This window comes from Priestia sp. VA7, from assembly GCF_055710015.1.
Genome location: NZ_JBVQPN010000007.1, coordinates 99899 through 126837, shown reverse-complemented (window position 1 = coordinate 126837; position 26939 = coordinate 99899). Strand labels below are relative to the sequence as shown.

28 protein-coding genes are annotated in these 26939 nt (G+C 38.3%); 12 read left to right on the top strand and 16 right to left on the bottom strand.

Annotated elements, in window-relative coordinates:
- Positions 1 to 69: 69 nt before the first annotated feature.
- On the top strand, positions 70 to 2241 hold the full coding sequence (locus AC0C45_RS25475; protein WP_472928956.1) for a peptidoglycan D,D-transpeptidase FtsI family protein: 2172 nt from the start codon (positions 70 to 72) through the stop codon (positions 2239 to 2241).
- 53 nt (positions 2242 to 2294) lie between these two features.
- Here AC0C45_RS25475 and AC0C45_RS25470 read toward each other — a convergent pair whose 3' ends face one another.
- The 5 genes from AC0C45_RS25470 to AC0C45_RS25450 all read right to left on the bottom strand — a co-directional run bounded on the left by AC0C45_RS25470 (position 2295) and on the right by AC0C45_RS25450 (position 8985).
- Complete coding sequence (locus AC0C45_RS25470) at positions 2295 to 2864, bottom strand: TetR/AcrR family transcriptional regulator (RefSeq protein WP_472928955.1); 570 nt, start codon at positions 2862 to 2864, stop codon at positions 2295 to 2297.
- 162 nt (positions 2865 to 3026) lie between these two features.
- Positions 3027 to 4448 (bottom strand): protoporphyrinogen oxidase, encoded by a 1422-nt coding sequence (gene hemY, locus AC0C45_RS25465; protein WP_034654470.1) that lies wholly within the window; start codon positions 4446 to 4448, stop codon positions 3027 to 3029.
- 137 nt (positions 4449 to 4585) lie between these two features.
- Entirely contained in the window at positions 4586 to 5518 is a 933-nt protein-coding gene (hemH, locus tag AC0C45_RS25460) for a ferrochelatase (RefSeq protein ID WP_016762986.1), read from the bottom strand.
- Between the two features lie 97 nt (positions 5519 to 5615).
- Positions 5616 to 6659, bottom strand: coding sequence for a uroporphyrinogen decarboxylase (gene hemE / locus AC0C45_RS25455; protein WP_472928954.1), 1044 nt, complete (start codon positions 6657 to 6659; stop codon positions 5616 to 5618).
- 196 nt (positions 6660 to 6855) lie between these two features.
- The gene (locus AC0C45_RS25450) at positions 6856 to 8985 is read right to left on the bottom strand and encodes a transglycosylase domain-containing protein (RefSeq protein WP_074897516.1); all 2130 of its coding nucleotides are present in this window, start codon (positions 8983 to 8985) and stop codon (positions 6856 to 6858) included.
- Positions 8986 to 9170: 185 nt separating this feature from the next.
- On the opposite strand from AC0C45_RS25450, the gene AC0C45_RS25445 reads away from it, so the two are divergent.
- Positions 9171 to 9677 (top strand): antibiotic biosynthesis monooxygenase family protein, encoded by a 507-nt coding sequence (locus AC0C45_RS25445; protein WP_047931564.1) that lies wholly within the window; start codon positions 9171 to 9173, stop codon positions 9675 to 9677.
- A gap of 83 nt (positions 9678 to 9760) precedes the next feature.
- Positions 9761 to 11149, top strand: a complete 1389-nt coding sequence (locus AC0C45_RS25440; RefSeq protein WP_047931562.1) for a hypothetical protein — start codon at positions 9761 to 9763, stop codon at positions 11147 to 11149.
- Positions 11150 to 11196: 47 nt separating this feature from the next.
- Here AC0C45_RS25440 and AC0C45_RS25435 read toward each other — a convergent pair whose 3' ends face one another.
- Complete coding sequence (locus AC0C45_RS25435; protein ID WP_472928952.1) at positions 11197 to 11862, bottom strand: phosphatase PAP2 family protein; 666 nt, start codon at positions 11860 to 11862, stop codon at positions 11197 to 11199.
- 224 nt (positions 11863 to 12086) lie between these two features.
- Here AC0C45_RS25435 and AC0C45_RS25430 point away from each other — a divergent pair, with 224 nt between their 5' ends.
- On the top strand, positions 12087 to 13295 hold the full coding sequence (locus tag AC0C45_RS25430; RefSeq protein ID WP_016762982.1) for a M20 family metallopeptidase: 1209 nt from the start codon (positions 12087 to 12089) through the stop codon (positions 13293 to 13295).
- A 113-nt stretch (positions 13296 to 13408) separates the two neighbouring features.
- Positions 13409 to 14128: an EcsC family protein gene (locus tag AC0C45_RS25425; protein ID WP_047931558.1), complete on the top strand. Its 720-nt coding sequence runs from the start codon at positions 13409 to 13411 to the stop codon at positions 14126 to 14128.
- Positions 14129 to 14165: 37 nt separating this feature from the next.
- On the opposite strand, the gene AC0C45_RS25420 is transcribed toward AC0C45_RS25425, so the two are convergent.
- Positions 14166 to 15371 carry an ABC transporter permease gene (locus tag AC0C45_RS25420; protein ID WP_047931557.1) on the bottom strand — a complete coding sequence of 402 codons (1206 nt, stop codon included), beginning with the start codon at positions 15369 to 15371 and terminating at the stop codon, positions 14166 to 14168.
- On the bottom strand, positions 15364 to 16107 hold the full coding sequence (locus AC0C45_RS25415) for an ABC transporter ATP-binding protein (RefSeq protein ID WP_013081681.1): 744 nt from the start codon (positions 16105 to 16107) through the stop codon (positions 15364 to 15366). Before AC0C45_RS25415 ends, AC0C45_RS25420 begins: the two co-directional genes overlap by 8 nt.
- 690 nt (positions 16108 to 16797) lie before the next feature.
- On the opposite strand from AC0C45_RS25415, the gene AC0C45_RS25410 reads away from it, so the two are divergent.
- Positions 16798 to 17232 (top strand): HIT family protein, encoded by a 435-nt coding sequence (locus AC0C45_RS25410; RefSeq protein ID WP_013081680.1) that lies wholly within the window; start codon positions 16798 to 16800, stop codon positions 17230 to 17232.
- A gap of 102 nt (positions 17233 to 17334) precedes the next feature.
- Here AC0C45_RS25410 and AC0C45_RS25405 read toward each other — a convergent pair whose 3' ends face one another.
- From AC0C45_RS25405 to AC0C45_RS25395, 3 genes are all read right to left on the bottom strand, one after another.
- Positions 17335 to 19230, bottom strand: a complete 1896-nt coding sequence (locus AC0C45_RS25405) for an acyltransferase family protein (protein ID WP_095380408.1) — start codon at positions 19228 to 19230, stop codon at positions 17335 to 17337.
- Between the two features lie 303 nt (positions 19231 to 19533).
- Complete coding sequence (locus AC0C45_RS25400) at positions 19534 to 19977, bottom strand: GNAT family N-acetyltransferase (protein WP_013081678.1); 444 nt, start codon at positions 19975 to 19977, stop codon at positions 19534 to 19536.
- 17 nt (positions 19978 to 19994) lie between these two features.
- Positions 19995 to 20549, bottom strand: a complete 555-nt coding sequence (locus AC0C45_RS25395) for a PadR family transcriptional regulator (protein WP_025752934.1) — start codon at positions 20547 to 20549, stop codon at positions 19995 to 19997.
- Positions 20550 to 20802: 253 nt separating this feature from the next.
- On the opposite strand from AC0C45_RS25395, the gene serC reads away from it, so the two are divergent.
- Positions 20803 to 21900: a 3-phosphoserine/phosphohydroxythreonine transaminase gene (gene serC, locus AC0C45_RS25390; RefSeq protein ID WP_034654485.1), complete on the top strand. Its 1098-nt coding sequence runs from the start codon at positions 20803 to 20805 to the stop codon at positions 21898 to 21900.
- A gap of 124 nt (positions 21901 to 22024) precedes the next feature.
- Positions 22025 to 22555: a tryptophan transporter gene (locus AC0C45_RS25385; protein ID WP_034654488.1), complete on the top strand. Its 531-nt coding sequence runs from the start codon at positions 22025 to 22027 to the stop codon at positions 22553 to 22555.
- Positions 22556 to 22812: 257 nt separating this feature from the next.
- Here the strand turns inward: AC0C45_RS25385 and AC0C45_RS25380 are convergent, their stop codons facing one another.
- On the bottom strand, positions 22813 to 22986 hold the full coding sequence (locus AC0C45_RS25380; protein ID WP_472797451.1) for a hypothetical protein: 174 nt from the start codon (positions 22984 to 22986) through the stop codon (positions 22813 to 22815).
- Positions 22987 to 23104: 118 nt separating this feature from the next.
- On the opposite strand from AC0C45_RS25380, the gene AC0C45_RS25375 reads away from it, so the two are divergent.
- The gene (locus AC0C45_RS25375) at positions 23105 to 23500 is read left to right on the top strand and encodes a YtxH domain-containing protein (protein WP_013055314.1); all 396 of its coding nucleotides are present in this window, start codon (positions 23105 to 23107) and stop codon (positions 23498 to 23500) included.
- Positions 23501 to 23613: 113 nt separating this feature from the next.
- Positions 23614 to 24210 (top strand): HTH-type transcriptional regulator Hpr, encoded by a 597-nt coding sequence (locus tag AC0C45_RS25370; RefSeq protein WP_014461677.1) that lies wholly within the window; start codon positions 23614 to 23616, stop codon positions 24208 to 24210.
- A gap of 3 nt (positions 24211 to 24213) precedes the next feature.
- On the opposite strand, the gene AC0C45_RS25365 is transcribed toward AC0C45_RS25370, so the two are convergent.
- Positions 24214 to 24558 carry a DUF1878 family protein gene (locus AC0C45_RS25365; RefSeq protein ID WP_013081673.1) on the bottom strand — a complete coding sequence of 115 codons (345 nt, stop codon included), beginning with the start codon at positions 24556 to 24558 and terminating at the stop codon, positions 24214 to 24216.
- A gap of 476 nt (positions 24559 to 25034) precedes the next feature.
- On the opposite strand from AC0C45_RS25365, the gene AC0C45_RS25360 reads away from it, so the two are divergent.
- A complete protein-coding gene (locus AC0C45_RS25360; protein ID WP_472928951.1) occupies positions 25035 to 25214 on the top strand; it encodes a hypothetical protein in 180 nt (59 codons plus the stop codon).
- A 35-nt stretch (positions 25215 to 25249) separates the two neighbouring features.
- On the opposite strand, the gene AC0C45_RS25355 is transcribed toward AC0C45_RS25360, so the two are convergent.
- Together AC0C45_RS25355 and AC0C45_RS25350 are read right to left on the bottom strand one after the other, a co-directional pair.
- Positions 25250 to 25345: a YjcZ family sporulation protein gene (locus AC0C45_RS25355; RefSeq protein WP_016762974.1), complete on the bottom strand. Its 96-nt coding sequence runs from the start codon at positions 25343 to 25345 to the stop codon at positions 25250 to 25252.
- Between the two features lie 36 nt (positions 25346 to 25381).
- Positions 25382 to 25471, bottom strand: coding sequence for a YjcZ family sporulation protein (locus AC0C45_RS25350; protein WP_016762973.1), 90 nt, complete (start codon positions 25469 to 25471; stop codon positions 25382 to 25384).
- A 307-nt stretch (positions 25472 to 25778) separates the two neighbouring features.
- Between AC0C45_RS25350 and AC0C45_RS25345 the strand changes: the two genes are divergently transcribed.
- Entirely contained in the window at positions 25779 to 26702 is a 924-nt protein-coding gene (locus AC0C45_RS25345; RefSeq protein WP_016762972.1) for a peptidylprolyl isomerase, read from the top strand.
- 42 nt (positions 26703 to 26744) lie between these two features.
- Here AC0C45_RS25345 and AC0C45_RS25340 read toward each other — a convergent pair whose 3' ends face one another.
- On the bottom strand, positions 26745 to 26927 hold the full coding sequence (locus tag AC0C45_RS25340; protein WP_013055310.1) for a sporulation YhaL family protein: 183 nt from the start codon (positions 26925 to 26927) through the stop codon (positions 26745 to 26747).
- Between the last annotated feature and the right edge of the window lie 12 nt (positions 26928 to 26939).

The following is a 26939-nucleotide window of genomic DNA, read 5'->3' as shown; positions in this document are numbered from 1 at the left end:
GTAGAGTGATAGATTCATAAGAAAATTTATGAATTTTTTAACTTGTATAAACAAAGTGAAGGGGTTTACATGAAAACTAAAAAGCGCAAAAAAACACATGTCTCATTTCGAATTAACTGGCTGTTTATTGTGGTTTTCCTGCTTTTTTCTGCACTCATTTTACGATTAGGCTTCGTACAGATCGTGTACGGAGAGAACTATAAACGAGAAGTTGAAAAAACAGAAGATGAAACGGTAGATTCACCGGTTCCTCGCGGAAAGATGCTAGACCGCTATGACCGCGTTATCGTGGATAATAAACCGTTGAACGCTGTCACGTACACGCGTTTGAAAGGCGTCACTCAAGAAGACAAGCTAAAAGTAGCTAAAAAGCTTGCTACTCTTATTGATGTTCCTGTTACAACAGACGTGTTTGGCAAATCGGATAAAAAGAAAGATAAAAATACGATTAAGCTAACAGAACGCGACTTAAAAGATTACTGGATTGCAACTCATCCAAAAGCAGCAGCGAAAAAAATTACCGCAGCGGATAAGCAAAAAGTAAAAGAAGGTCAACTTTCTGAAGACGATTTATACCCTCTTCAGCTAAAGCGCATCACAAAAAACGAACTTTTATCGGTGAAAGATGACCTTGAAGTGATTGCTATTAAAAGTAAGATGGAAGGCGGTTACGCGTTAACCGCTCAAATTATTAAAAGCGGATTAACCGATAAAGAGCTTGCCGTCATTAGTGAGCAGATGGGTGAATTACCAGGCGTTGATACGACAACTTACTGGGACCGTATGTACACATACGACGGCTTACTTAGCACGCTGCTTGGTAAAATCACATCAGCTGATGAAGGCTTACCAAGCGAAAACTTACAGTACTATTTATCACACGGCTACAGCCGTAACGACCGAGTAGGAAAAAGTTATTTAGAAAAGCAGTACGAAGACGTTCTTCGCGGTCAAAAAGCCCGCGTGCAAAACGTAACGGACCGCTCTGGCAACCTAGTGAGCCAAGAGACCGTTACTGAAGGTCAGCGCGGCAGTGACTTAATTTTAACAATTGATATGGAACTTCAAAAACAAGTCGAAGATATTTTAACAAAAGCTGTGACATCTGGAGCAGCTGGTTCACGATTAATGGACCGAGCGTTTGCTATTATGATGGACCCTCACACGGGAGACATTTTAGCAATGGGTGGAAAGCAGCTCGTTACAGATAAAAAGACGGGAGCACGAAAAGTACAAGATTTTGCTCTTGGTAACATGACCACTTCTTATGAAGTAGGTTCGGCTGTAAAGGGAGCTACTGTTCTTGCAGGTCTTGACTCAGGCGCTATTCAGCCCGGAACGGTGTTTTATGATGCACCGATGACATTTGCTGGAGGCACTAAGAAAAAGTCTTCACATAATATGGGAGCTACCGGAATCCAAAAAGCTCTAGAACAATCATCAAACGTGTTCATGTACCGCACGGTTATGAGCATGGCTGGTGAAACGTACCGCCCTGGCGGCAGACTGAACATTCCACCGTCTATCTTTAATAAGCTGCGCTCATACTATAGCCAGTTTGGTCTTGGAATTTCAACGGGCATCGAATTAGAAAACGAATCAACCGGTATTCGCAATACCGTAACAAATGAACCAGGTAAAGCGCTGGATTTTGGTATTGGACAATATGATACGTACACACCGCTTCAGCTTGTTCAATACATTTCAACGATTGCAAACGGTGGATATCGCATGAAGCCACATCTAGTAAAAGAAATTCGTGAGCCTGAGCTTGATAGCGAACTAAAAGGAAGCGTACAAAGCTCTTTTGAGCCGGAAGTATTAAACCGTATTACAATGAGCCAATCGGAAATTGACATTGTTAAGGAAGGCTTCCGCCGCGTAGTCACAAGCTCACATGGTACAGGGCGTTTACTTAACACTGGAAAATATCGTCAGTATAACATTGCTGGTAAATCCGGGACAGCTGAAACCTTTAACAAAGGCGTAAGCGTCCGTAACTCTACATTCGTTTCATACGCGCCTTATGATAATCCGGAAGTAGCAGTAGCAGTTGTCATCCCTTCTGCTTATGTAGCAGGTACATCTAATACGTTAAGTAAAACTATTACAGGTGATTCTATTAAAGCTTACTTCGATCTTAAAAAAGAAGGCGAAAAAGAAGTAGAGCAAAAAGAAGAAGATGCAAAAACAGGAAATACAGAATTAAACGGCGTAAAAAAAGATGATAATGAACAATAAAAAAAGGTCTCGTCATGAGACCTTTTTTGTTTTCTCTATGAAAAAAGCCCATTTCACTGAGACAGACCGCGTAAAAAGTATAGTTCAATTAATTCAGCAATTTTTTCTTCTGAAAGCGGCTCATGCCGTTTTTCCCAATCATAGACGAGTGCAATGTACATTTTAAATAATAAAAAAGCTGTGAGCTCCGGGTTGCACGGTTTGATTTCTTTTTTAGAAATTGCAATTTCGATTTTGTTTTTTATATAAGTCAAAATCTCTTCTTCTACTCGCACCAGCACTTCTTGCACTGCTGTAGTGCCTAACTGCTGTTCCTGTACCAGCTTCAGCATGAGCTGATGCTCGGTGCGGAATTCCAAGATTCTAAAAATGGCTGCTTGGGCATTTTCAAAAAAAGGACGGCTGCTATCAATGACAGTTTCAGCTGCATTTGTCATTTCTCGAATCATTCGTGTCACAATTTCATCGAATAACTCTTCTTTGTTTTTAAAAAAAGTATAAATCGTTCCTTTTCCGACATTTGCAAGCTTCGCCACTTGCTCCATAGTCGTTGCTTTATATCCAAACAGCGCAAATGATTTTGACGCTGCATCAACAACTGATTGCTTTCGGTCTATAGCCACGTTATCCCCTTCTTTCTGACCAAATGAATATTTCAGTCAACAAGTACGGTTTTACTATAGCATAAGTTTCTTTTGCTTTTCAACCACAATCTTTTCTCTTAGTATAACCTTTCTCTACAGGTAGTAGACAAAAAAGCGGAGCATTGATTCATCGCTCCACTTCTACAGCTGCTGCACATATTTAACCGCTTTTTTAGCCACATCTTCTCCTTGCTCTACACATTCTGGTATACCTAGACCCTCATACGAGCTTCCTGCTACATAAAGGCCGGCCAGCTCTTTTTCGAGCTGCTCGTTCATCGTATCTAGCATATCGTGATGTCCGACCGTATACTGAGGCATTGACTGCTTCCATCTCGTTACCGCGTAAAATTCAGGCTCAGCAGAAATTGTAATGAGCTTCTTCAAATCCTCCAGGACAATTTTGAAAATTTCATCGTCAGGCTGATCCACCACAGCTTCATCCCCGGTTCGTCCAACTAAACATCTCAGCAGCACTTTTCCTTCCGGAACCGCATGCGGCCACTTTTTATTTAGCCATGTGCACGCCGTAATCGTGTAATCGCTATTTCTTGAAACGGCGATGTTCATTGCATCTAGATTGTCTTGCAGCGCCTCTTGTGCAAAGGCTATCACAACAGTAGCTACTGAAGTGGAAGGCATATGCTTCAACGGTTCGAATATTTTATATTCCGAAAGCATAGACTGAGCAGCTGCATGAGGAGAAGTTACAATAACGCTATCTGCTTTTATTACTTTCCCGCTATTTAACGATAATTCGTATGTGGTATCTTCTTTGTGAATTTTTTCTACTTTTATTCCTTTTGTAATAATATCAGGGTCTATTGCTTTTTCTACCCCATCCACTAGCGATTGCAGACCTTCTTTTAACGTTAAAAAGACGCTATTTTTTTTAAACTCCGAATCCTCACCGTGCTGTGGATGAATTTCTTTTAGCTTTTTCATTCCGACAATTAAGCTTCTGTACTTATGTTCAGCATGCAGAAACTGTGGAAATGTCGATCGTAAACTCAAACGATCAACGTCTCCTGCGTAAATTCCTGATAATAGAGGCTCAATCAAATTTTCAACAACTTCATCACCAAACCGTCTTCTAAAAAATACGCCTAGCGAACGGTCATCCTGATTTTTTGTCTTCGGTATAAAAAAATCAGCTGCTGCGCGCAGCTTGCCAACAGGTGAAAATAACCCTGTTGTGATAAAAGGAGATAACTTGGTTGGTATCCCCATTACAGCACCATCAGGCAGCGCATGCGGTGTATCTTTTACTAGAATATAGGATTTCCCCTTTTCATTTCCGACTAGCTCCCTACCTAACCCTACTTCTTTTGCCAGTTTTGTAGCAGCTAGCTTACGCGCTAAAAATGAATCAGGACCTTTTTCAAATAAATACCCGTCTCGTTTGACCGTTTGAATTTTTCCACCAAGCCGATGCGTCGCTTCTATTAGTTGAAGATCAATTGGCAGCTGATGATCCTTTATTTTTTTTTGCACATAATAGGCAGCTGAAAGACCTGTTATTCCTCCACCGATGATGACAACCTTTTTTCGTCTATCCGTCATGTTATCATCGCCTTTTCTGTAAAATTCAATATAAAGAGAAGCGATTATGGAAATCCATAGCTCGCTTCTTACTTTTCTCTATATTGATTATAAGTTACTTTTCGTCCCTGTTCAATGTACAAAGAATCTATATTGACTTAGCGGGCAATCTGTTTTAACACAACTGTAGCTAACCCATCGATAAATTCAGGCTGTGCATTGGGCATTTCAGGGCGGTAATAATCAGCCCCAATTTCATCTGTCACCACTTTACATTCATAGTCGTTATCATAAAGAACTTCTAAGTGGTCTGCGATAAATCCAACCGGAGTATACACGAACGATGTATAACCTTTTTCTTCATGCAATTCTCTTGTTAAATCTTGGACATCAGGACCTATCCATGGCTCAGGCGTATTTCCAGCACTTTGCCAGCCAATTTCGTAATGTTCAATGCCAGCGGCTTGTGCAATTAAATCCGCTGTTTCTTGAAGCTGATTTGGATATGGATCTCCTGCTGCAATAATTTTTTCTGGCAAGCTATGTGCAGATACAATCAACACGGCTTTTTGGCATTTCTCTTCGTCTATTAAATCAAACGTTTGTTTAACACGTGTAGCCCAGTACTGAATGAACTTTGGCTCACTGTACCAGCTTTCTACTGAATGAATGATTGGTCCTCCTAATTTTTCAGCCGTTTCTTTGGCGCGCCCATTATAGGATTTTACGCTAAACGTTGAAAAGTGAGGTGCAAGCACAATGCTGACCGCTTCTTTAATTCCGTCTTTATGCATTGCTTCTACTGCATCTTCAACAAACGGTTCAATATGCTTTAAGCCAAGATACGCTTTAAATTCAATTTCATCCTGCACTTCATTCAAGCGCTTTTCCAGACTTTCCATTTGCTGTTGCGTAATTTTTGCAAGAGGTGAAATGCCCCCGATTGCTTCGTAGCGGTTTTGTAAATCTTCTAAGGCTTCTGGTGAAGGTTTACGTCCGCGGCGGATATGTGTATAGTAACGTTCAATATCTTCTTCTTTATATGGTGTTCCATATGCCATTACAAGTAATCCCATTACTTTTTTACTCATGTGTTCGACACCTCTTTATTAGATTCAATACTTGTCTTCATTTTGCCATGAATAAAAAGAAAAATTCAAAGTTTAGCGCTCCAAATTATTTGACAATTTATTGTCTATTTGCAGAATATTCATGAATAAAGGTTGTTAAACGTTTTAACGTTTCCGGCTGAACCTGTGGAAAAACGCCGTGCCCCAAGTTAAAGATGTAACCAGGACTGGCCATCCCTTTATCTAAAATTTCTGTTACGCGTTCTTCAATAACTTCCCATGGAGCTAACAAAATAGCAGGATCTAAGTTTCCTTGCAGTGTTTTTGTTAAGCCTAATGCACGTGCTTCATCCAGCTGTGTTCTCCAATCTAATCCCACTACATCCAGCGGCAGATCATGCCATTCTTTTGCCAAATGACTTGCCCCTACTCCAAACATAATGAGCGGTACATTTTTTTCACGTAAAGAGGTGAAAATTCGCTCCATGACAGGTTTTATAAAATAACGATAATCCGCTACGTTTAAAGCACCCACCCATGAATCAAAGATTTGAATGGCTTTTGCCCCAGCGTCAATTTGCGCTTTTACATATTTAATCGTCATATCTGCTAACTTATCCATTAGTGCAAACCATGCTTTAGGTTCGGTATACATAAATGCTTTTGTTTTATTGTAATTTTTTGAAGGTCCTCCTTCAATCATATAGCTTGCCACTGTAAAAGGAGCACCCGCAAAGCCAATTAGAGGTACGTTTAACTGTTCTGTTGTTAACAGCTTAATCGTATCTAATACATAGGGAACATCTTCTTCCGGCGTAATTTCTCCTAGTTTTTCTACATCGCTTAAAGATTGAATTGGATTAGAAATTACGGGACCAATTCCTGACTTGATTTCAACATCTACTCCAATTGAAGGAAGCGGTGACATTATATCTTTATATAAAATAGCTGCATCCACTCCGTACTGTTCAACGGGCAGGCGTGTTACGTATGCCCCAAGCTCCGGCTGATGAGTGATTTCAAATAAAGAGTATTTCTCTTTTAGCTTTCGGTATTCCGGCTGTGAACGCCCTGCTTGGCGCATATACCAAACCGGAACATGATCCGTTTTTTCCCCTCTACAGGCTTTTAAAAAAGTATCGTTAAACGTTCCTTGACTCATAATTTCCACCTTTCTCGATTGTCTTCCATCCGTATTTTCTTCGATTAGACAGACAATAATCAGCAAAGGAACATACTGGTTCCTCTACTGATTAAAGTTTCACGTTATATTCTCTACTTGTCACTATACCCATTTCTTTACGACTTGTATAGCCACCTGCTAAAAATGTCAAAAATTCGCCCTACTCTTCCTTATTTTATTGAAAAAGAGCAGGTGTTACTTCGTTGGATTTTTTTCCTTTTTGTTTTGTTTGGGAATTGTAAGGAACTACATAATAAGTAGGACTGTCGAGCAGATTCACACGCTCTTTCTCAAATGCTCCTTTTCCCTTCACTTTGCCAATTACTTCGGCTTTATCTCCTTTTTTCTCATAAACATAATAAACAGCTCTTTTATCAGGTGAAGGTGTCCACGATAAATTTACCGTTAGCAAACCAAATGGATGGAATGTTAATTCTTGTTTTAAGTCTTTAACTTGCTCTAAGCGTATTGGTTTTGGCAAATCTTTAACGCCTGCTGGCTTTTGAAATGCAGCTTCGTCGTAACCAGCTCTTGTGAGAATGTCTTTAAATAATAGAGTCGGATAAGAACTTCCTTTTGTTAAATAATGCTGATCATTTGTAGAGTCATATCCCATCCACACGCTTCCTACAACGTCTGGCGTATATCCAACGAACCAAGCATCCCTCGTGGCTCCTTTAACATTCGTATACGAAGTAGACCCTGTTTTTCCTGCTAACTCTCCTGTAAACTCTCCATTTTTTGCCGTTCCTTCTTTAACAACTCCTTGAAGCATCTTTGTCATATACCAAGCCGTTTGTTTTGAAAATGCTTTGTGAGTGTCGGGAACAGCTTTTGCAATCACTTTTCCGTCTTGATCTTTTATTTCTTGAATAAAGTACGGTTGGATATTTTCTCCGTTTTCAGCAAATGCCCGGTACGCTCCTGCTAATTGAAGCGGTGTAATTCCTTCCTTTAATCCTCCAAGAGCAATCGCAAGTCCTTTATCTTCTAAAGGAATTCCTAGCTTTGTGAGATACTGCTTACTTGTTTCAACTCCTAGCTGATTCAATGTCCAGACAGCAGCTGCGTTTTTAGAATCTTTTAGGGCATCGTACATCGTTACCTTTTTAGCATATTGGCCGTCTACATTTTTAGGTGTGTATCCCCCGTAGCTTCTCAGCTTGTCTTGCAGTAAGGAATAAGGCTTGAATTGACCTTCTTCTAACGCAGGGCCATATACCGCAATAGGTTTCATCGTAGAACCTGGCTGTCTTTTGACATTTACGCGATTGAGCGATTTTTGTACATAATCTCGTCCTCCCATAACAGATAAAACTCCTCCGCTTTTGTTATCAACTAATACAAAAGCACCTTGGGCACTGTTATCTGTACCTGGAAAATAACGATTTTCTTTCATCAGTTCGTAGGCGGCTTCTTGTACTTTTGTACTCATAGGTACTTTGACCGTATAACCGCCGCGCAGAAGCTCATTGCTCGAAATGCTGTATTTCTTCTCTGCTTCTTGAATAACCATATCGATATAGGTTAAATACGCTGGGTTTTTAGCCTGTTCCTTTACGTTCAACCCCAGCGTTCTTCCTTGCAAACGGACATTTTTTTCAGCTGATAAATAACCTGCTTTTTGCATGGCATTTAACACAACATTTCTACGTTCTATACTTTTTTCTGGATGTAAAATAGGAGAATAAGAATTCGGTGCTTTTGGCAGTGCAGCGAGCAGTGCACCTTCTTCTACCGTTAATTCGGAGACATCTTTATTGAAGTAAAGCTTGGATGCAGCTTGGATTCCATAGGCTCCGTGTCCAAAGTATATTTGGTTCAAATACATTTCAAGCAGTTTTTGCTTACTGTAACGCTGCTCCAAGTTAATGGCCACCACTACTTCTTTTGTTTTTCTAAGCAGCGTTTTATCATTAGATAAAAACACATTTTTAGCCAGCTGCTGTGTTAAAGTACTTCCTCCTTCAACACTTCCTCCAGCCAATATATCTCGGTATAATGCTCGACCAATAGATTTAAAATCGATTCCGTGGTGTTCATAAAAACGAACGTCTTCAATTGAAATAAATGCTTGTTGCACATGCTTTGGAATCTTATCAATTGAAACCAAGTCCCGATTTTTCACATAGAGCTTTGTTAATTCGTCTCCATTTTCGTCCACTAACCTCGTAGCCGAGTCCATGACGATCTTTTTCTCATCAATTACATAGTTTCCAAGAAACAAGATGATAATATATCCGATCAATCCTAATAGAAAAATTCCAACTAAGGCAGCAATTGCGTATAAGCCTTTTTTGTACATCGTGCCACCCCTTTTCTTTCGCTAAACTTTTGATAATATGGAAAACAACTTCATCAATGTTTTACTTTACCATCTTCATTAGAAGTTCACAATTTTTGAATTTTTGTGTGTAAAATTTTATAATTTTAGTATGATTTACAATTGTAAATTGTATGCAATTCCCAATTAGAAAGGAAGTATAATCCATGAAGATCTTTATTACTTACGGAACAGGCCCTTACCTTCAGAAGTTGATCGACGAACATCCGAGTGAACGTTTGTTACTGCTTCACAAAGATGACGATCAATTTGCACTAGTTCATGAAACAAATGGAGATACAATTTTTAAAGAAGGACATGCTTATGAGGTATTAGATGCTTCTGGAGATCTTGCAGATAGCGGATTTGCTGTACTAAATAATATTTCAGTTACAGATGAAGGCCGTCCTTTGTTTGAACAGCGATTTAGCCAACGAGCTCGTTTAATTGAAAATGAAGCAGGCTTCTCAGCTATTCGTGTGCTTCGTCCACTGCAAAATGACACATATATTATCTTTACAGGATGGAAAGATGAAAGTTCATTTAGCGATTGGCAGTCTTCAAAAGCCTATAATGAAGCACACAAAAAACGCGGTACGTCAGAAGGCGTGGATCAGCAGCCGTCGATTTTCTCTCGCCCTTCTTATGTGACCTCATACCACGTAGTTAAATAAGTAAACACCCTCCTAGTAGGCGAGTATCACAATAGGCACAAACGGCATATTGTATACTACATCACCTATTGGGAGGAATTTTTATGGGCATAGAGCTTGGAGCTCTTCATTGGATGTATGTCCTTTTTATCGCCTTCATTATCGGCTTTATGATTATGCGGCGAGATACGAGTATCCTTTGTATACTCGGGATTTTTTTGCTTTCCTTAACAGCTACCTCTTCGTTAAGCCACTCCGTCAGCGCTGTTTTTTCCAGCTTCATTTATGCCATTACAGAACTGCTTCCTACCATTTTAATTATTTCAATTATTGTATCTATGAGTAAAGTCTTAATGGCTACAGGAATAAATGAATCGATGATTTCACCTTTTGCTCGCCTCATTAAAACACCTGCTCTTGCCTATTGGGTTATTGGATTAGTTATGATGACCATCTCCTATTTTTTCTGGCCTTCTCCAGCCGTTGCTTTACTTGGAGCCGTGCTTTTACCAGTGGCCATCCGCGTAGGGCTTCCAGCTATAGGCGTAGCTGTAGCGATGAATTTATTCGGCCACGGCGTTGCGCTTTCAGGAGACTTTGTTATTCAAGCTGCTCCTAAGATAACAGCTGACGCAGCAGGTCTTCCAGTTCACGAGGTGGTTCAAGCAAGTGTCCCTCTGGTCATTGTGATGGGAGTTGTTACGACACTCTCTGCTTTTTACTTTTTAAAACAAGATATGAAGCACAATAGAATTCACGTTCAACCGACAATGTTAACAAACAGTTCTTCTGTCCAATCCACACCTCTTTCTTCTTCAATACGCCGGGCTTTAGCCATTATAGTTCCCCTTTTCTTCGCTATAGACGTATGGGCAATGTTTACCCTTCATTTACAGGGAGGAGATGCGACCGCTCTCGTTGGTGGCACAGCCCTATTTATTTTAGTGGTGGTTTCACTTATTGCTCACAAAGGAAAAGGTCTCGAACAAACAACTTCCTACTTAATTGAAGGCTTGCAGTTTGGTTTTAAAGTATTCGGTCCCGTTATTCCCATTGCAGCTTTTTTCTATTTAGGAGATGCTGGATTCACAACAATCATTGGTGACTTTCTTCCGAAAGGATCACATGGACTTGTAAATGACCTAGGCGTTGCGCTTGCTTCCACTGTGCCGTTAACCGCACAGGTCGCCACTGTAACGATAACTGCTCTAGGAGCTATTACCGGATTAGACGGTTCAGGCTTTTCAGGCATTTCACTTGTAGGCTCTGTCTCTCATTTATTTGCATCTGCTTTAGGATCGGGCGCTGCCACCCTAACTGCTTTAGGGCAAATTGCTGCGATTTGGGTTGGTGGAGGCACATTGATTCCATGGGCATTGATTCCAGCTGCTGCGATTTGCGGAGTCAGTCCGTTTGAACTCGCCAGACGTAATTTAAAACCTGTAGCGATTGGATTAGTCGTTACAACAATTGTCGCGATGTTCTTAGTTTAAACAAAAGCCCCCTTCTTTTTATGAAGGGGGCCATATGTATATATTTTTTACATGCCTTTTGGAAACACTTTTTCCGCTGAAGGCTTTACATACGCATAAACAAGCGTATAGAAGAAAATGCCTACAATAAGCCACATAAGCCCTAAGGTGTAGCCAGCTAAGACATCTGTTAAAAAATGTTCTCTTAATAGAATACGGCTCACACCTATTAATAAAACGATTAAAGTAATTGCCAGCTGATACCGCTTGGCTACCTTTTGACTGTTCATATGCTTTGTGAGAAAAAAGATAATCAGACCATAAATAAGAATTCCCATCATCGCATGGCCGCCTGGAAAACTGTAGCCTTCGATGCCTTCAAGAGGACGTCCTCGTTCTACCGCATCTTTAACTGCTTTATTAATAATATCACCGCTTAAAATAAGTAAAAATGCCGATATCATACCGATATAGTCCTTTTTAAAAAATAAAAAAACGAGAAGTACAGCTAAAAGAACCATAATCATCACTTTCGAAGCTAAAAAAGACAAGCCATGAAAAATAGATGATGCTGACTGAAGAACAGTGCTGTCATCTATAGCTGAAACAAGCCAGTGGTCTCCTTGAAAAGAATCTGTCGACACAACAAACAACACTCCTAAAAAAACGAGACCTGCCCCCCCAAACACCCACATCAATTTTTTGTACAGGGATACAGTTTGTGAATCTACCATATCGTTACCTCCTATTATCTCATGAGAAAATTGGCAAAAAACTCATTCTTTATCCCTATTCCTCATCTTATGTATCTATTATGTATATAAAATATTTCATGATTCAATTACTTTTTTCAATAACAACGCTTACATTCTTTTCTTTTTAATAGATAATGATATAATGATTAAAATGTCAAAAAATTCAAAACTTTATTCAACCTATACAGAAAGGATATGGTCACGTGAATTCCAAGCTACATACTTTACTTGAAGAAAAATTTGATGAAATGGTTCAAATCCGCCGATATTTGCATCAGTATCCAGAACCGTCTTTTAAAGAATTTCAAACCGCTGCCTACATTCGATCTTTTTATGATAAAATCGGTATTTCTTACCGAGCAAATGTAGGAGGAAACGGCATTGTAGCAAGCATTCAAGGAGGAAACCCCGGTCCTACTGTAGCTTTGAGAGCCGACTTTGATGCCCTGCCTATTCAAGATGAAAAAGATGTACCATATCAATCAACTGTTCCGGGTGTAATGCATGCATGTGGCCACGATGGTCATACGGCTACTCTTTTAGTCCTTGCTAAAGCGCTTTTTGAAATAAGAGATTCTCTCCCTGGTAAAATCGTCTTCATTCATCAGCACGCTGAAGAGTACGCACCCGGAGGCGCCAAGTCCATGATTGAAGACGGATGCTTAGACGGTGTAGACGCGATATTTGGAACGCATTTATGGTCATTAACTCCAACTGGTGTCGTTCAATATCGAACGGGCCCTATCATGGCTGCTGCTGATCGCTTTGAAATTACGATCAAAGGAGCAGGCGGCCACGGTGCACAGCCTCACAAAACAAAAGATTCAATCGTCATCGCCTCTCAGCTTGTTGTTAATTTACAGCAAATTGTAAGCAGACGTGTAAACCCAATTGATTCAGCGGTTGTGAGCATAGGTTCTTTTGTAGCAGAAAATGCATTTAATATTATTGCTGATTCTGCTCGACTAATTGGAACGGTAAGAACATTTAATGAAGATGTACGAAATGATGTGGAAAAAGAAATCGAACGAATTGTCCAAGGTACATGCTTAACAGCTGATGCTTCTTATGAACTGAGTTATACGCGCGGCTATCCTTCCGTCGTCAACCACCCGGAAGAAACGGCCTTTCTTGCTTCTGCTGCTTCTCAAATCGATGAAGTTCATACAGTCGAAGAAACGGAGCCTCACATGACTGGGGAAGATTTCTCTTATTATTTGCAGCATATTAAAGGAACGTTCTTTTTTACAGGAGCTCAGCCAGAAGGTGTAGATGCTCCGTATCCTCATCATCATCCTAAATTTGATTTTAACGAAAAAGCAATGCTTATCGCAGCTAAAACGCTTGGTACGGCTGCTGTTGAGTATTTAAGAGAACAAGCTCCTTCTAAAAACGTAATAAAAGCTAATTAATCATTCAGCAAGCATTCGTACAGATAAGCAGACGAGTGCTTGTTGTTTTATTTCAGGAACCTTTTCCACACTTAAAACGTAGTATTTATATCGACTAAAATGAGGTGATTTTTTTGAATACGTATGAAGAAAAAGTGTTACAAGAAGCTGAACATTGGAAATTCAGCATGTTGAAACGACCTTCTAAATTTCAACGGACCGCAAAATCTTTACAGCTTAAAATAAATGAAAAAATCCCTGCTAAAGTCCATAAGATTATCACTGAAAGCATAAAAAAAATGGTTGAAACCACGCTTGTTGGATCCGATTTCACCACTAAAAAAAGAGATGTCAGCGGTCTTTCGTTTGAAGAAAAAGAGAAAAGAATTTTGGAACTCATACCTAAGTACAAAAAAACAGCTGCTGTAGAAGGAGCTGGTACTGGTGCAGGCGGTATCCTTTTAGGTGCAGCAGATTTCCCGCTTCTTCTTTCCATAAAAATGAAGTGCTTATTTGACATTGCCGCTACATATGGTTTTGATGTAAAAGAAAAAGAAGAACGCATTTATATGCTGTATATTTTTCATCTTGCCTTTTGCAGCGACGACCATAGAACGAAGCTGCTCGAAGTAGTAGAAAACTGGGAAGAAAAGAAAGAGGAACTTCTTGAGCTTGATTGGAAAGCTTTTCAACAAGAATACCGTGATTACATTGATGTCGTGAAAATGTTTCAACTTATGCCGGGAATTGGAGCTGTTATAGGTGCATATGCTAATTATCAGCTTCTTGACCATCTCACAAAAGTAGCAATGAACGTCTATCGCTTCCGTATATTATCTTCGTCTCCAAAGTAGTCTAAAAACGTAAAAAAGCTCCTTTCGGAGCTTTTTTTTACGTTAATTTTTTATTTACATATGCATGTACAAATAAGTGAATAAATACAGCACCTGCTGCCACGGAAAGCAGTGCAGCAACTATATTAGAAAAAGCCACCGCTATGGCGAGCACAAGAATTTGTACATACAGCGCTTTTTTCCATACGTCCAAAAATGCCTTTTTCCGTTCTTTAGCTTCAACCGGATAAAGAGAAAGCCATAAAATCTGTTTGTGCTGCTTCCAAAGCGGGAGTAATTGAAAACCCGTCATGTATATAACAAATAAAACAACCACTATATTGCCGTATTGAAACGGCGCAGCTACAATTAAAAATCCGCCAATGACAGTTAAGCGAACGAGCAAACTTAAATAATCTCCTGATCGTAAAAATGTTCTGGTGTATAAGTAATGGTAAGTGGCACTTTGATGAAATGGAATACGTGCTACTAGCCAATCTAAATATCTACGGCGTTTGATTCGCTCTTTCACCTGAGGAACGTCCGTAAATAAATTAGCTAATCGATAAAAATAGCCCATACGCTTTTCTTCTAAGTCAATTAGCTTTTCCCATTTGATCGGCTTTCTTTTTGTAAGGGAGCGATAATAAATAGCTAGCGCAATCATAATCACCGCTACGACTCCTGTAAACAATACGTATGCATGGGAAAATAAGAAGTACGTAAAAACTGCGTTCAAGAAAAACCTGACGATATAATCTGTCCACTTCGCCCACTTTTCTTCAAACCATACAGCCCACCAAGACATGCCTAAGTTTACAACTTTCAAGATGAGTAATAGCAGAAAAAACACAAAAACGTTTGAGTAAGAATCATGCATTACCTTTACGTGAAGAGGTGCTGCTGCACCAGTTGCAAATAATAAAATATAAAGCTGAATCGTAAAGGTAAACCAAAAAGATTTTTTAAAATAAGGCTGCAGCTTCGTCTCTAAAGGAAGTAAAAAGACTAAATCAGGTCGTTTTAAAAACGTTTGAATTTGACCCATGGTTAAAATCAATCCCATAAGTATCGCAATCACTACAGCCGAAGGAAACGCAGGTGTTAATGTACTCAACCACTGTTGATAATAGTAGGCCAAACCGCCAATCGCAAAAATTAACACTAATTTAATGTGGTCATTTAAGATATATTTTGTATATCTTCTTACATCCACTAAATACTGCTGAAACCGTTGCTTCCATAATGCATCAATCTTACTCATAGCCTTCTTCCTTTGTTAATTCAATATAAATTTCATCAAGAGTAGCATTGCGCATCTGAAATTCTTCTTGAAGGTCTTTAAGCGTTCCTTGCGCTCTTACTTCTCCGTTATGTAGAATAACAAATTTATCGCAGTAGCGTTCCGCGGTCGCCAAAATGTGTGTGGACATTAAAATGCCTGCACCTTGCTTTTTCATATCCGTCATCAAATCAAGTAAAGATTGAATACCCAGCGGATCTAAACCTAAAAAAGGTTCATCAATAATATAAAGAGACGGCTGAACCAAAAAAGCGCACATAATCATAACCTTCTGCTTCATTCCTTTTGAAAAATGCGCAGGGAACCATTTTAACTTCCGGTCTAAACGAAACTCTTTTAAAAGCGGCTGCAGACGGGCTTCATATGTTTGAGGCTCAAGTCCATAAGCCATAGCTGTCATATCTAAATGTTCTTTTAATGTTAATTCATCGTATAGCACAGGAGTTTCTGGAATAAACGTAAACTGACTTCGATAACCTGTCGGATCTTGTTGAAAGGTTTTATTATTAATGGATACACTTCCTTTTTTTGTTTCCATTAATCCAATGATATGTTTAATCGTTGTACTTTTGCCGGCTCCGTTTAACCCGATTAACCCGACTAATTCACCTGCATTTACATCAAACGATACATCTTTTAAGACGGGAGTTTTTGTATATCCCCCTGTAATATTGTTAATTTGCAATAAAGAACCCATCACGATCTCCTTTTATTTGTTCTTTTTTGTCTCCAAGCGCAAGCGCTATTTGCTCTATTGTACCAAATCTTTTTCTTCCTCACATTGTTTTCAATTTTTTTTGGTTAATTTTTCAAGAATATAATCGAAATATCGGGACATTCTATATAGGGAAGAAGGAAAACAAGTTATTGATTACAACTAATCATTACAAAGCTTCTTACATTTGGGATGAGGTGTCTACAGCAGGCATATTTCAGAAAACCTTATTGTAAATCGATGTATGTTTGATTCATAAGGGGATGGTAGTCATGAACGTAGTAAGAATATATATAATGGGTAGACAATAATGTTCATTTATTACTGTGTAGATGAGGTGTTTGTCAAAGACCAAGAACGATTTCGTTCACATTGTATATTTTTTAGCTCAATGCTTAAATGAGGTGTTTGTTAAAGAGAATATACTTTTTCAAGTTACTGTTTCATTAGGCAATGCAATTACGTAAATGAGGTGTTCCTTAAAGATCATATGCTGCATTAAAAGCTATTTTTTCCTTCTTCACATGACGGGATGCATAATCGTTTGCATCCTGTTTTTGTGTATAAAATGCCAGCAGCTATTTCTTGCCTGCTGATTGCATTTCTACTTTGTGGTAAAATAAACATACATGTATACCCATACATTTATATTGGTAACGGAAGGTGAATATAATGAGCACACATGATGAAAACTGTATTTTTTGCAAAATTACTCGCGGTGAAATCCCAGGTGCAAAAGTATTTGAAAATGAACATGTATTAGCTTTTTTAGACATTAGTCAAGTAACAAAAGGGCATACGCTGGTGATTCCAAAAGTACATAAAAAAGACATTCACGAACTAACGCCGGAAATTGCGCGCAATTTGTTTGAAGTAGTTCCTCAAATCGCAAATGCAATTAAAGAAACATACAGCCCAATCGGCTTAAACATCTTAAATAATAATGGTGAAAAAGCTGGTCAATCCGTTTTTCATTATCATATGCACATTATTCCTCGCTATGGGGAAGGCGATGGATTCGGTGCTGTATGGAAAGAGCATACAAGCGAATACACGCCTGAAAAACTTCAAGAAATCGCTGGCAATATTTCTTCTCACCTTTCTTAAAACAAAAAAAGCTTACACATGTAAGCTTTTTTTGTTTTAACTATTCATTTAACACATGTTTAATCAGTTTGTGATATAAAATATCGTGCGGCTTTTCACTTATTATGAACGACTTTCCGCCTTAACTTCTAAATTCATACGTTCTTCAATCAATTTTGTTAATGCTCTTGATCCTTCAGGTACCAAGTGGACACCATCTGATGTAAAGTATTCAGGGTGCTTAGAAGCCTCTGAGTGCCAATCTACGAGCGTGACATGATCAAACTTTTCAGAAGCAGCTTTCAAATTCTTGTTCACGGTGCTTTCCCAGGAACGAGGAACGCGCGTATTCACTAAGTAAACGTCCGCGTGTGAAAAAGCTTTTAACAGTTGTTCCAGTTCTTCATTTGTAAAATAGCCATTTGTTCCTAACTCAATAATCACTGCGCTGTTCGGATTATTAAATGCTTGATAGCTAGGAGTTAGCTGCAGTGCTTCATTGAGCTGCCTTCCTACTTTTCCGTCAATCGTAATACTAAGCGGCATCTCTTTAAGATTAGGAGCAATATCCAGCATGACCGAGTCTCCAATCGCAAGAACATCTCTGTAAGAATTCGGCTGCTGTTTTTCTTTGGCATCAGATTTTTCTTCCCCGGAACTCTTTTCCGCGTTCTCTGCTTTTTTATCAGCCGCTTTGTTCTTGTCTTTGACAGAAGTTGAAGCATTTTCTTTATGATTCGTTTGAATTTTAACCTCTGTCTCTTTCGCTGTCGTTTCATCCTTTTGCTGCGTACTAATAGCAAAGCTTGTCATATCTGCTGTAAACAGCGCCAAAAAGAAAATGAGACTGCCCAAAACCGCTTGTCTCGAACGAGAGAGATTACGCCATTTAAAAAGCTCTCTCGGATGGTAGTGCCTGAAATAATAGCGAAAGCCGCGTGTGCGGATAGGCACTTCAATGTAACGGTAAGAAAGTTCAGCAATGATAAATGTAAGGCCTACTTGTAGCAGCGCATGCCAATAGACCGGGCGGCCAATCTCGGATACAGGTGTTGTAAGAACAATAACCGGATAATGCCACAAATAGATGCCATATGATCTAGTACCAAGCCAGCGAAGCGGTTTAAACGACAGAGCTTTTCCTAAAAAACTACTAGGATGACTAATCGTTGCAACCAGTACAGCAGCGTTTAAACAAATCAGCAGCATTCCACCTTGATAAAGAAAAGATGCATGAGTATACTCATCAACGCTCCATACGCAGAGAATAAATACAAAGAAACTCACCATACTTACCGCGTTTAATACTTGCTTGCCTACGGCTGGAAGATTTTTTGATGATAAACGATACATCGGCCAGGCAAATGCAAGTAAACAGCCGATTAAAAGGGCAAATAGCCGAGTGTCGGTTCCATAATAAATGCGGCTAGGATCTCCTCCTGGCTCATATAAAAAAGACATTAGAATAGCTGAGGCCATTACTCCAGCTAAAATGAATAGAGAAAGAATTCCTTTCTTTTTGATAAATTTTAAACCCAATAATAAAACAAGTGGCCACACAATATAAAACTGCTCTTCAATAGCCAGTGACCATAAGTTCTTTAATGGTGACGGTGACCCAAAACTATCAAAATATGAAACTTTATGAAAAATAAACCACCAGTTACTCATATAAAAAATAGACGATAATGCATCGCCTCGTAGCGTTGTTAACAACGGCCGGTTAAATAAAATAACCCAAGCTGCAGTTAATACTACCATCACATACACAGCTGGAAGAAGTCTTCTCGTTCGGCTAATCCAAAAATGCTTCAAATTTTTCAAAGGATTTTCCCAAGATTGCACCAGTAAAATCGAGGTAATTAAATACCCTGATAATACAAAGAAAACATCAACTCCTAAAAACCCTCCAGATGCCCATCCAAATCCTAAGTGATATGCAATGACAGACATAACAGCGAAAGCTCGAAGTCCATCCAAACTATATATATACCTATTTTTCTTTTCCTTTGCACTCATAAAAATGCCTCCAAGCAATATGTACAACAAATTTCTTTCTGAACCAACATTAAGAATATTACGTAATTGTTACATTTTTGTTACAAAAATCATTATATACAATATTATTACTTTCTTCAATATATCACTTACTTAAAATCAAAGAATAAGCAAAAAGAAACAAATTCATTATCTATCTTATTCATAAATTACTAATTTAGTAGTAGTCATATCGATTCTATCTGCGCAGTACTAAAGCCTAACATCTTTCTTTCATCTTACCCGTTTCAGAAATAGAAAAACTTCACACAATTGGTGAAGTTTCTAAGGTGTCTTTAGCATATCTACGTGGGGAAGCCCTTCATCTGAATAAATATCGGAAACAGGTCTAAAACCAAACGATTCATAAAATGTTTGAAGTCTGCTTTGAGCTTGAATTTTAATTGTCTTCTCGTGCAACTCATTCTCTAAAAAATCAATTCCTCTTGCTACTAGTTCTCTTCCGAGACCCGTACCGCGCTGTGCTTGTTTTACAATAATGCGCCCAAGAGAAGCTTCCTGGTAGCTAATTCCTTTTGGTAAAACTCTAAGGTATGCGATAATTTTCTCATTCTCTTTTTTGAACAAGTGATAAGCAAGTTTGTCTTTTCCATCTACTTCTAAGTAAGCACACTTCTGTTCAACAACAAAAATAGCGGTGCGAACCTGTAGAATTTCATAAAGCTCATCGTTTGTCAGCTCTTGAAATGATTTTATGCACCAAGTCATGATCCGCTCACCTTTTCTTATTGTTCTTTTTCAATTAAATTCAGCGTGCGTTCAAGCCAATTGATATAGCTTGTCTCCCGGTCTTGAGCGCGAGATAGCACCAAATAATGACCAAATTGAGGAGACGAAACGGTAATGTGATGATTAACTTGTTCCAAAAGGTCATCCATTCGTTTCTTTAAAAAAGTTAGCTTCACTTTCCTGCTTGATAGCTGATTATCTATTTGTTGCTTTAACTCTTCTATTGACATGGATGAAGCAAAATAAGCTTTTAACATAAATTCATCTTTAGTTGTTTCAGGAATAGGATCAATTGTAGTGAGCCACTTGCTTAACTCGGCTCTTCCTTCTTCCGTTATCGAATACATCTTTTTTTCTAATTTCTTGCCTTGAATCACGGTTTCATAGCGAATAAAACCCTCTTCTGTTAATCGCTTTAACTCGGGATAAATCTGGCTGTGCTTAGCACTCCAAAAATTACCGACCTCTTCTTTAAAAAGTCTGGTAATGTCATACCCGCTGAGCTCCTTCTGATCTAAGAGCCCTAATATGGCATATTTTAATACTCTCATTCTGTTCCTCCACATTATTTCTTCCATCAGTATAGCATATAAACATTTCATTTACATGTTTGCCAAAACATGTTTGCATATACTTTTCATTTATCTTTTTTCTATTATTTTCTCTTTACAGATTAATTTAAATTTTTGAAAAGTTACCTCCACAATCAATGGTTTTCATGATAGTATAATGATATTCTTTCTGACATCAGTCATTAGCCATTTTGTATGATGAGTGTTCGAACTAATTTGAGGAGGAATTAATGTGATTACGTTAAACAGAGCTTATAATTTTAATGCAGGTCCGTCTGCGCTTCCCCTACCTGTCTTACAACTTGCTCAAGAGGAGCTAGTTAATTTTAAAAATACGGGTATGTCTGTGATGGAATTATCACATCGCAGCAAAGAGTTTGAAGATGTATTAACACATGCTAAAGAAACACTCACGGAATTGCTTAACATTCCAGATACACATGAAATTTTATTCCTGCAGGGCGGAGCAAGCCTGCAATTCTCTATGATTCCAATGAACTTTTTAGCTCCCGATCAAGTCGGTGCATATGTCCTAACCGGAGCATGGTCGGAAAAAGCATTAAAAGAAGCAAAGAAACTTGGAAAAACAGCAGTTGTTGCTTCTACTAAAGAAGAAAATTACCGCTCTATTCCATCTCTAGATGATATAAAGCTTCCAAAAGAAGAGATTGGATACTTGCATATCACGTCCAACAATACCATCTTTGGTACACAATGGGCTGACTATCCGTCTATCGAAGGAGTAGACTTAATTGCCGACATGTCAAGCGACATTCTTTGCCGTCAAATTGATGTATCTAAGTTCTCTCTCATTTATGCTGGTGCTCAGAAAAACCTCGGACCATCTGGTGTCACGGTTGTCATTTTGAAGAAAGAATTACTTAAACGTATTCCTGAAGGTTTACCAACAATGCTGAATTATGAGACACATGTAAAGAGCAACTCTCTTTACAACACTCCTCCAACGTTTGGCATTTACATGCTTTCACTTGTTTTAGATTGGATTAAAGAACAAGGTGGCGTTAAAGCAATTGAAGCCCAAAACCATAAAAAAGCTAAGTTACTCTACACAAGCATGGAACGTTCAAATGGTTTCTATACCCCTCACGCTACAGAGGAAAGCCGATCAATTATGAACGTAACGTTTACTTTACCGACCGATGAGTTAACGGCTGTGTTTTTACAGCAAGCAAAAGAAAAAGGCTTCGTAGGATTAGCTGGACACCGTTCAATCGGCGGATGCCGCGCTTCTATTTACAATGCTGTACCGCTTGAAGCGTGTGAAGCTCTTGCCGCCTTTATGGATGAATTTGCACAAGCAAACGCATAATTGGCAGAATTAACTGATCCTTTTTTCACATAAATATGTTATAATCAGTATGTAAATATATGCAATGGGCATAGACGCACTATTGGTATATTTCGAGCTTAGCTTAGAAGAGGAGAGATGAGAAATGAATACAAAGGTTTTAGTTTCTTTAGCGTTATTAGTCGGAATTGGAGCGGTTCTCCACACGGTGGTACCTCCTATTTTATTTGGAATGAAGCCAGATATGATGTTAACAATGATGTTTTTAGCAATCCTGTTGTTTCCTAGCATAAAAAATGTTGCATTGGTTAGCTTAACCACAGCGGTTATTTCTGCTTTAACAACAAGCTTTCCTGGCGGACAAATTGCAAACTTGATTGATAAACCAATTACAGCATTTGTTTTCTTTGCATTATTTATGCTTGTGAAAAAAGCAACAGGCATTAAAACACCAGTTGCCGCTGCTTTAACAGCTGTTGGCACACTCGTATCAGGAACCGTATTCTTGTCTGCTGCCGCGCTAATCGTCGGCTTACCGGGCGGAAACAGCGTCATGGCGCTTGTTACTGCGGTTGTATTACCTGCAACAGTAGTGAACACAATCGTTATGGTCGTTATTTATCCAATTGTTCAATCCGTTCTAAAACGCACAAGCATCAAAGCAAAATTATCGTAACGTCAAGAGCCTGATTTAATTAAGAATCAGGCTCTTTTTTTACACCAAAAGCTCAGGCCCGCCAAAGCGTGGCGGACCTTTAGATAAAACGGTTCATTCATAGTATGTTGCTGATCTTTTAGAGACAATCTACAGTTCGACTCTTAACTTTTTGTTTAAAAAGAAATGGTACAGAATGCTTTTCACTTAAATTTCATTTGCAGCTCATACAATAGGTATGAAGACTTACTATGTAATAAAGGTTTAAGTTCTCCATCCTAGGTTACATAATAAAGTATAAGCGCCAATAAAAAACTCGCAAAAGCCACTGTCGCACATGTAAGAGACTTTTGTTTCAGTACATGTTTAGGTGGATATGATGCCGTTCTAGTCGTAAGGCTAAACCATTTAAAGGCAGCCAGAAAAAAACTCAGGCTAATTATCAAAAGAATGAATAAAGCTACCCCATGTTGATAACCTCCTTCTTTTGTATAAATTTATGCTATTTTTTTATGATTATGTCAGAAGGAAGTGTTAGCAATTACTTTACTACATAGGAGGAAATAAATAATGAGCAGAATGAAAAAACTAGCAGCTGGAGCAGCAATCGGAAGCACCGTAGCCGCTATTACAACGCTTCTTGTTACTCCATATTCAGGACGAGAACTTAAACAGCGTGTCAGCTCTCGAAAAGACCGAGTTAACGCTTCACAACAAGAGCTCTCAACAAAAATAAAAGCTGTTTCTCAACAAGTACAAATGACCGCCAGAGAAGGAAATACTATAGTGAAAAATATCGCAAGTGACCTTTCTACTACCCTTGGTCAGTTTAAAGAAGAAATTGTCCCTCATAAGGAATCCCTTCAGCATCATTTGAAAGAAATCCAAAATTCTTTGTCAAACCTAGAGGAACATGTACAGACAACTAAAAATCCCAATGAAAAAATTGACAAAAAAGAAGGTTAAAACGCCTTCTTTTTTAATTTTTTAAAATTTTGTAAATTTACATCTTTATAATTTTTTATTTTATTGGCATAATAGAAGATAAATAAAAAAAGAGACTAAGTAGGTGGGAGAAGATGAAAAAGACTAGTGATCAAGATTACAGTTTGAAAGAAGCACTTCTATTTAGCCAACGCATTGCCCAATTAAGTAAAGCCCTTTGGAAAACCGTAGAGAAGGATTGGCAGCAATGGATTAAGCCTTATGACCTTAATATTAACGAGCATCATATTTTATGGATTTCATATCATTTAAACGGGGCTTCCATTTCCGAAATTGCAAAATTTGGAGTTATGCACGTTTCTACTGCATTTAACTTCTCCAAAAAACTAGAAGAACGAGGTTTGCTTGAGTTTTCTAAAAAAGAAAGCGACAAGCGAAATACGTACATTCAGCTGACAGATAAAGGCGAGGCCATTTTATTAGATTTAATGGAACATTACGAACCTTCTAATAATTCAGTGTTCAGCGGCGCACTTCCGTTGCGCGACTTATACGGCAAATTCCCTGAGTTTATGGAACTAATGACCGTCATCCGCAAAATTTACGGTGAAGATTTTATGGATATCTTCGAGCGATCTTTCCATCATATCGAAGAAGAATTCACTGAAGAAGATGGCAAGCTTGTCAAGAAAGATAAAGAGAACCACCAGGAGACTATTTCAAACTCTTAATGGTTAGTCCCTTATCCATTGAATAATTTCAAAAAATTCATTCATCACATCTTGATAAGAAGGTTGATAACGAAGCGATTCGACCGTCTCTCTGGGAGTTAATTTATAATTCAGCATGCCAACAAATTGTGTAAGAAGCGGAACAAAGTCTGTTAGACCTTCCGCTTTTTGCTCAATATATTCGTTTTTTGTATCTTCACACAGAATTAAAATCTCCTCTACTTCCTTCTTTGTAAGCTGATTTCTTACCACTAAATCAATAAATGGTTTAGCTTCTTGTTCAGATGTCCCAGATAACAGTTTTATGTAATATTCTAAACGTGATACTCGAGATTCTAAAGTTTCCATCCGCTTCCCCTACTCCTTCAACGTTCATATACCTCTACTCCATATTGTACATGATTCATTCATGTTCTTCCAAATAATTCTTTCTGCGTCATTCACATTTCCTGTTTAAGTAGCACCGTATAAAGATTTTCATATACTGATTATGTGCTCACTGCATATATTAATATAAATCCCTCTGTCCTTTTTAACATTCCTTTTGCACAATGGGTAATTGTTACTCATTTCTTATTCATTCACTTTGCTATTTCGTTTAAAACCTATTTCTCAACTTCTTAACTACCCTTTATAAAATAAAAACCGCATTTCTGTGTAAATACCTTTTGAAATTCTTTGCTCAACTGTATATATAACTATCTATTTTACCGCTTTTTTGGTAATGTTAATATAGATATTTGTAAATTCATACAAAGCTGTACTATATAAATGACTATAAGACTTTTTGTCTTCGTCACACTGATTTTGTTAGGGGGATTTTTATGTACATATTCTTTATTGTATTTGCACTATTCATTTTATTCTACATCAATGCACTAACAAATACATTGTGTATTCAAAAAGAAGTTCCAGCTGAAAAACAGCCTAAAGTTTTTCGTACGATTAATATATTAATTACCATTTTATTAGTTTCATCTTATATTGAAGTATCATTTACATAAAAAACGGTGAGATGTCTCACCGCTTTTTTATAGGCTTAGCAAAAACAGCTAGCTCCGATGATAACTAATAAGATGAATAATACGACTAATAGCGCAAATCCACTGCCGTATCCGCATCCGTAAGAACCCATATCTATCACCCCTTTCCTTTTATATTCATCTGTTTCCTAGTGGTAACATGCACAACCAACAATGACTAATAAGATAAACAGTACAACTAATAGTGCAAAACCGCCTCCATATCCGCCTCCGCTCATTTGAGCACCCCCTTTGTTTACTAATACTGCATCTTATGCATCAGCTCAAAAAACGTCTAGGCTTTTAGCCCAAACTCCATAATTTATTTCTCTTGCTTCTCGTTTGGAGATTACTCTGTGAGTTTGTCCATCATTTTGAAAACGCTTTATAAAAAAGCCATCATAAGCGTATAATCACTCCATGCTTAGTGGAAAATAAATGTAAATTTACGTGGTTTTAACTTCATTTGCTAACATCAGGAAATGTGATATAGTAAATCTTGAGTCAAGCTACATAAGTAAAAATGATGAGTAGGAGTGTTTACGTATGAAAAAAAGCTTAGTTGCACTAACAACGGCAGCCAGCCTCGTTGCTTTATCAGCATGCAGTGGGGGAAATGATGCTTCAAATGCAAACGATTCTTCAAAAGTAATTGTAGAAACAAAAGCAGGCAATATCACTCAAGGTGATTTGTATAAGCAAATGAAAGATACAATCGGACAAGACCAATTTAATACACTCGTACGAAGCGTTACCGAAGAAAAAGTATTGAGTAAAAAATATAAAGTAACGGATAAAGAGCTTGATCAGCAGCTGAACATTCTAAGAGAACAATACGGTGATCAGGTGGATTCAGTTATTAAGCAAAAAGGCGAAAAAGAAGTCAAAGATATGCTAAAAGTTGATATTCTCCGTGAAAAAGCTGCTACGGCAGGCATTAAGGTATCGGACAAAGAGCTGAAAAAAGCTTATGATGAATATAAAGCTCAAAAACCTCAAATTCGCGCAAGTCATATTTTAGTAAAAGACGAAAAAACAGCAAACGAAGTAGAAGCGAAAATCAAAAAAGGCGAGGACTTTGCTAGTCTAGCAAAAGAATATTCAACGGATCAGCAGTCTGCAGCTAACGGCGGCGATTTAGGCTACTTCGGTGAAGGCCAAATGGTTAAAGAATTTGAAGAAGCGGCTTACAAGCTGAAAAAAGGTGAAGTAAGTAAACCAATCAAAACAGAGTACGGCTACCATATCATCAAACTAGTGGATAAAAAGAAAGTAGAATCGTTTGAGAAAAAGAAACCCGAACTTGAGCAGCAAATCAAACGTTCAAAAGTAGATCAAGCAGAAGCGAACAAGAAGATTCAAAAAGAGCTTGATAAAGCAAAAGTGAAACCAAAAGATAAGGATGTAAAACCAATTTTCGAAGAAGGTGCGACAGATAGTCAATCTGGCGTAGAAACTCCTCAGCAGTAATGCTAAGAGCCTGTCACTCATGTGACAGGCTCTTTTATATAATCAGATGGAATCGCTGTTGCGTCTTTCTTTTTCCACTTGCATTCTTTCGATGAAGACTTGTCCCTCTTTTTCAATAAACGAATCATCCACTTGCTTATCATGTTGTGCAGCACGAATCGCCATAAATCCACTAAAGAAAATGCCTGCTACAACTAAATAAATCCAAATTGGTAGTGTCACCATATATTGATCCCC

What these genes read in the sequence shown, in the direction of transcription:
- AC0C45_RS25410 (WP_013081680.1), top strand. Translation starts at nt 16,798, where the DNA reads ATGAGCACACATGATGAAAACTGTATTTTTTGCAAAATTACTCGCGGT.
- AC0C45_RS25365 (WP_013081673.1), bottom strand. Translation starts at nt 24,558, where the DNA reads ATGGAAACTTTAGAATCTCGAGTATCACGTTTAGAATATTACATAAAA.
- AC0C45_RS25345 (WP_016762972.1), top strand. Translation starts at nt 25,779, where the DNA reads ATGAAAAAAAGCTTAGTTGCACTAACAACGGCAGCCAGCCTCGTTGCT.
- AC0C45_RS25375 (WP_013055314.1), top strand. Translation starts at nt 23,105, where the DNA reads ATGAGCAGAATGAAAAAACTAGCAGCTGGAGCAGCAATCGGAAGCACC.
- AC0C45_RS25450 (WP_074897516.1), bottom strand. Translation starts at nt 8,985, where the DNA reads ATGTACAAAAAAGGCTTATACGCAATTGCTGCCTTAGTTGGAATTTTT.
- AC0C45_RS25435 (WP_472928952.1), bottom strand. Translation starts at nt 11,862, where the DNA reads ATGGTAGATTCACAAACTGTATCCCTGTACAAAAAATTGATGTGGGTG.
- AC0C45_RS25360 (WP_472928951.1), top strand. Translation starts at nt 25,035, where the DNA reads ATGTACATATTCTTTATTGTATTTGCACTATTCATTTTATTCTACATC.
- AC0C45_RS25395 (WP_025752934.1), bottom strand. Translation starts at nt 20,549, where the DNA reads ATGAGAGTATTAAAATATGCCATATTAGGGCTCTTAGATCAGAAGGAG.
- AC0C45_RS25475 (WP_472928956.1), top strand. Translation starts at nt 70, where the DNA reads ATGAAAACTAAAAAGCGCAAAAAAACACATGTCTCATTTCGAATTAAC.
- AC0C45_RS25340 (WP_013055310.1), bottom strand. Translation starts at nt 26,927, where the DNA reads ATGGTGACACTACCAATTTGGATTTATTTAGTTGTAGCAGGCATTTTC.
- hemH (WP_016762986.1), bottom strand. Translation starts at nt 5,518, where the DNA reads ATGAGTAAAAAAGTAATGGGATTACTTGTAATGGCATATGGAACACCA.
- AC0C45_RS25355 (WP_016762974.1), bottom strand. Translation starts at nt 25,345, where the DNA reads ATGGGTTCTTACGGATGCGGATACGGCAGTGGATTTGCGCTATTAGTC.
- AC0C45_RS25405 (WP_095380408.1), bottom strand. Translation starts at nt 19,230, where the DNA reads ATGAGTGCAAAGGAAAAGAAAAATAGGTATATATATAGTTTGGATGGA.
- AC0C45_RS25385 (WP_034654488.1), top strand. Translation starts at nt 22,025, where the DNA reads ATGAATACAAAGGTTTTAGTTTCTTTAGCGTTATTAGTCGGAATTGGA.
- AC0C45_RS25370 (WP_014461677.1), top strand. Translation starts at nt 23,614, where the DNA reads ATGAAAAAGACTAGTGATCAAGATTACAGTTTGAAAGAAGCACTTCTA.
- AC0C45_RS25350 (WP_016762973.1), bottom strand. Translation starts at nt 25,471, where the DNA reads ATGAGCGGAGGCGGATATGGAGGCGGTTTTGCACTATTAGTTGTACTG.
- AC0C45_RS25415 (WP_013081681.1), bottom strand. Translation starts at nt 16,107, where the DNA reads ATGGGTTCTTTATTGCAAATTAACAATATTACAGGGGGATATACAAAA.
- hemE (WP_472928954.1), bottom strand. Translation starts at nt 6,659, where the DNA reads ATGAGTCAAGGAACGTTTAACGATACTTTTTTAAAAGCCTGTAGAGGG.
- AC0C45_RS25445 (WP_047931564.1), top strand. Translation starts at nt 9,171, where the DNA reads ATGAAGATCTTTATTACTTACGGAACAGGCCCTTACCTTCAGAAGTTG.
- AC0C45_RS25440 (WP_047931562.1), top strand. Translation starts at nt 9,761, where the DNA reads ATGGGCATAGAGCTTGGAGCTCTTCATTGGATGTATGTCCTTTTTATC.
- AC0C45_RS25400 (WP_013081678.1), bottom strand. Translation starts at nt 19,977, where the DNA reads ATGACTTGGTGCATAAAATCATTTCAAGAGCTGACAAACGATGAGCTT.
- AC0C45_RS25420 (WP_047931557.1), bottom strand. Translation starts at nt 15,371, where the DNA reads ATGAGTAAGATTGATGCATTATGGAAGCAACGGTTTCAGCAGTATTTA.
- hemY (WP_034654470.1), bottom strand. Translation starts at nt 4,448, where the DNA reads ATGACGGATAGACGAAAAAAGGTTGTCATCATCGGTGGAGGAATAACA.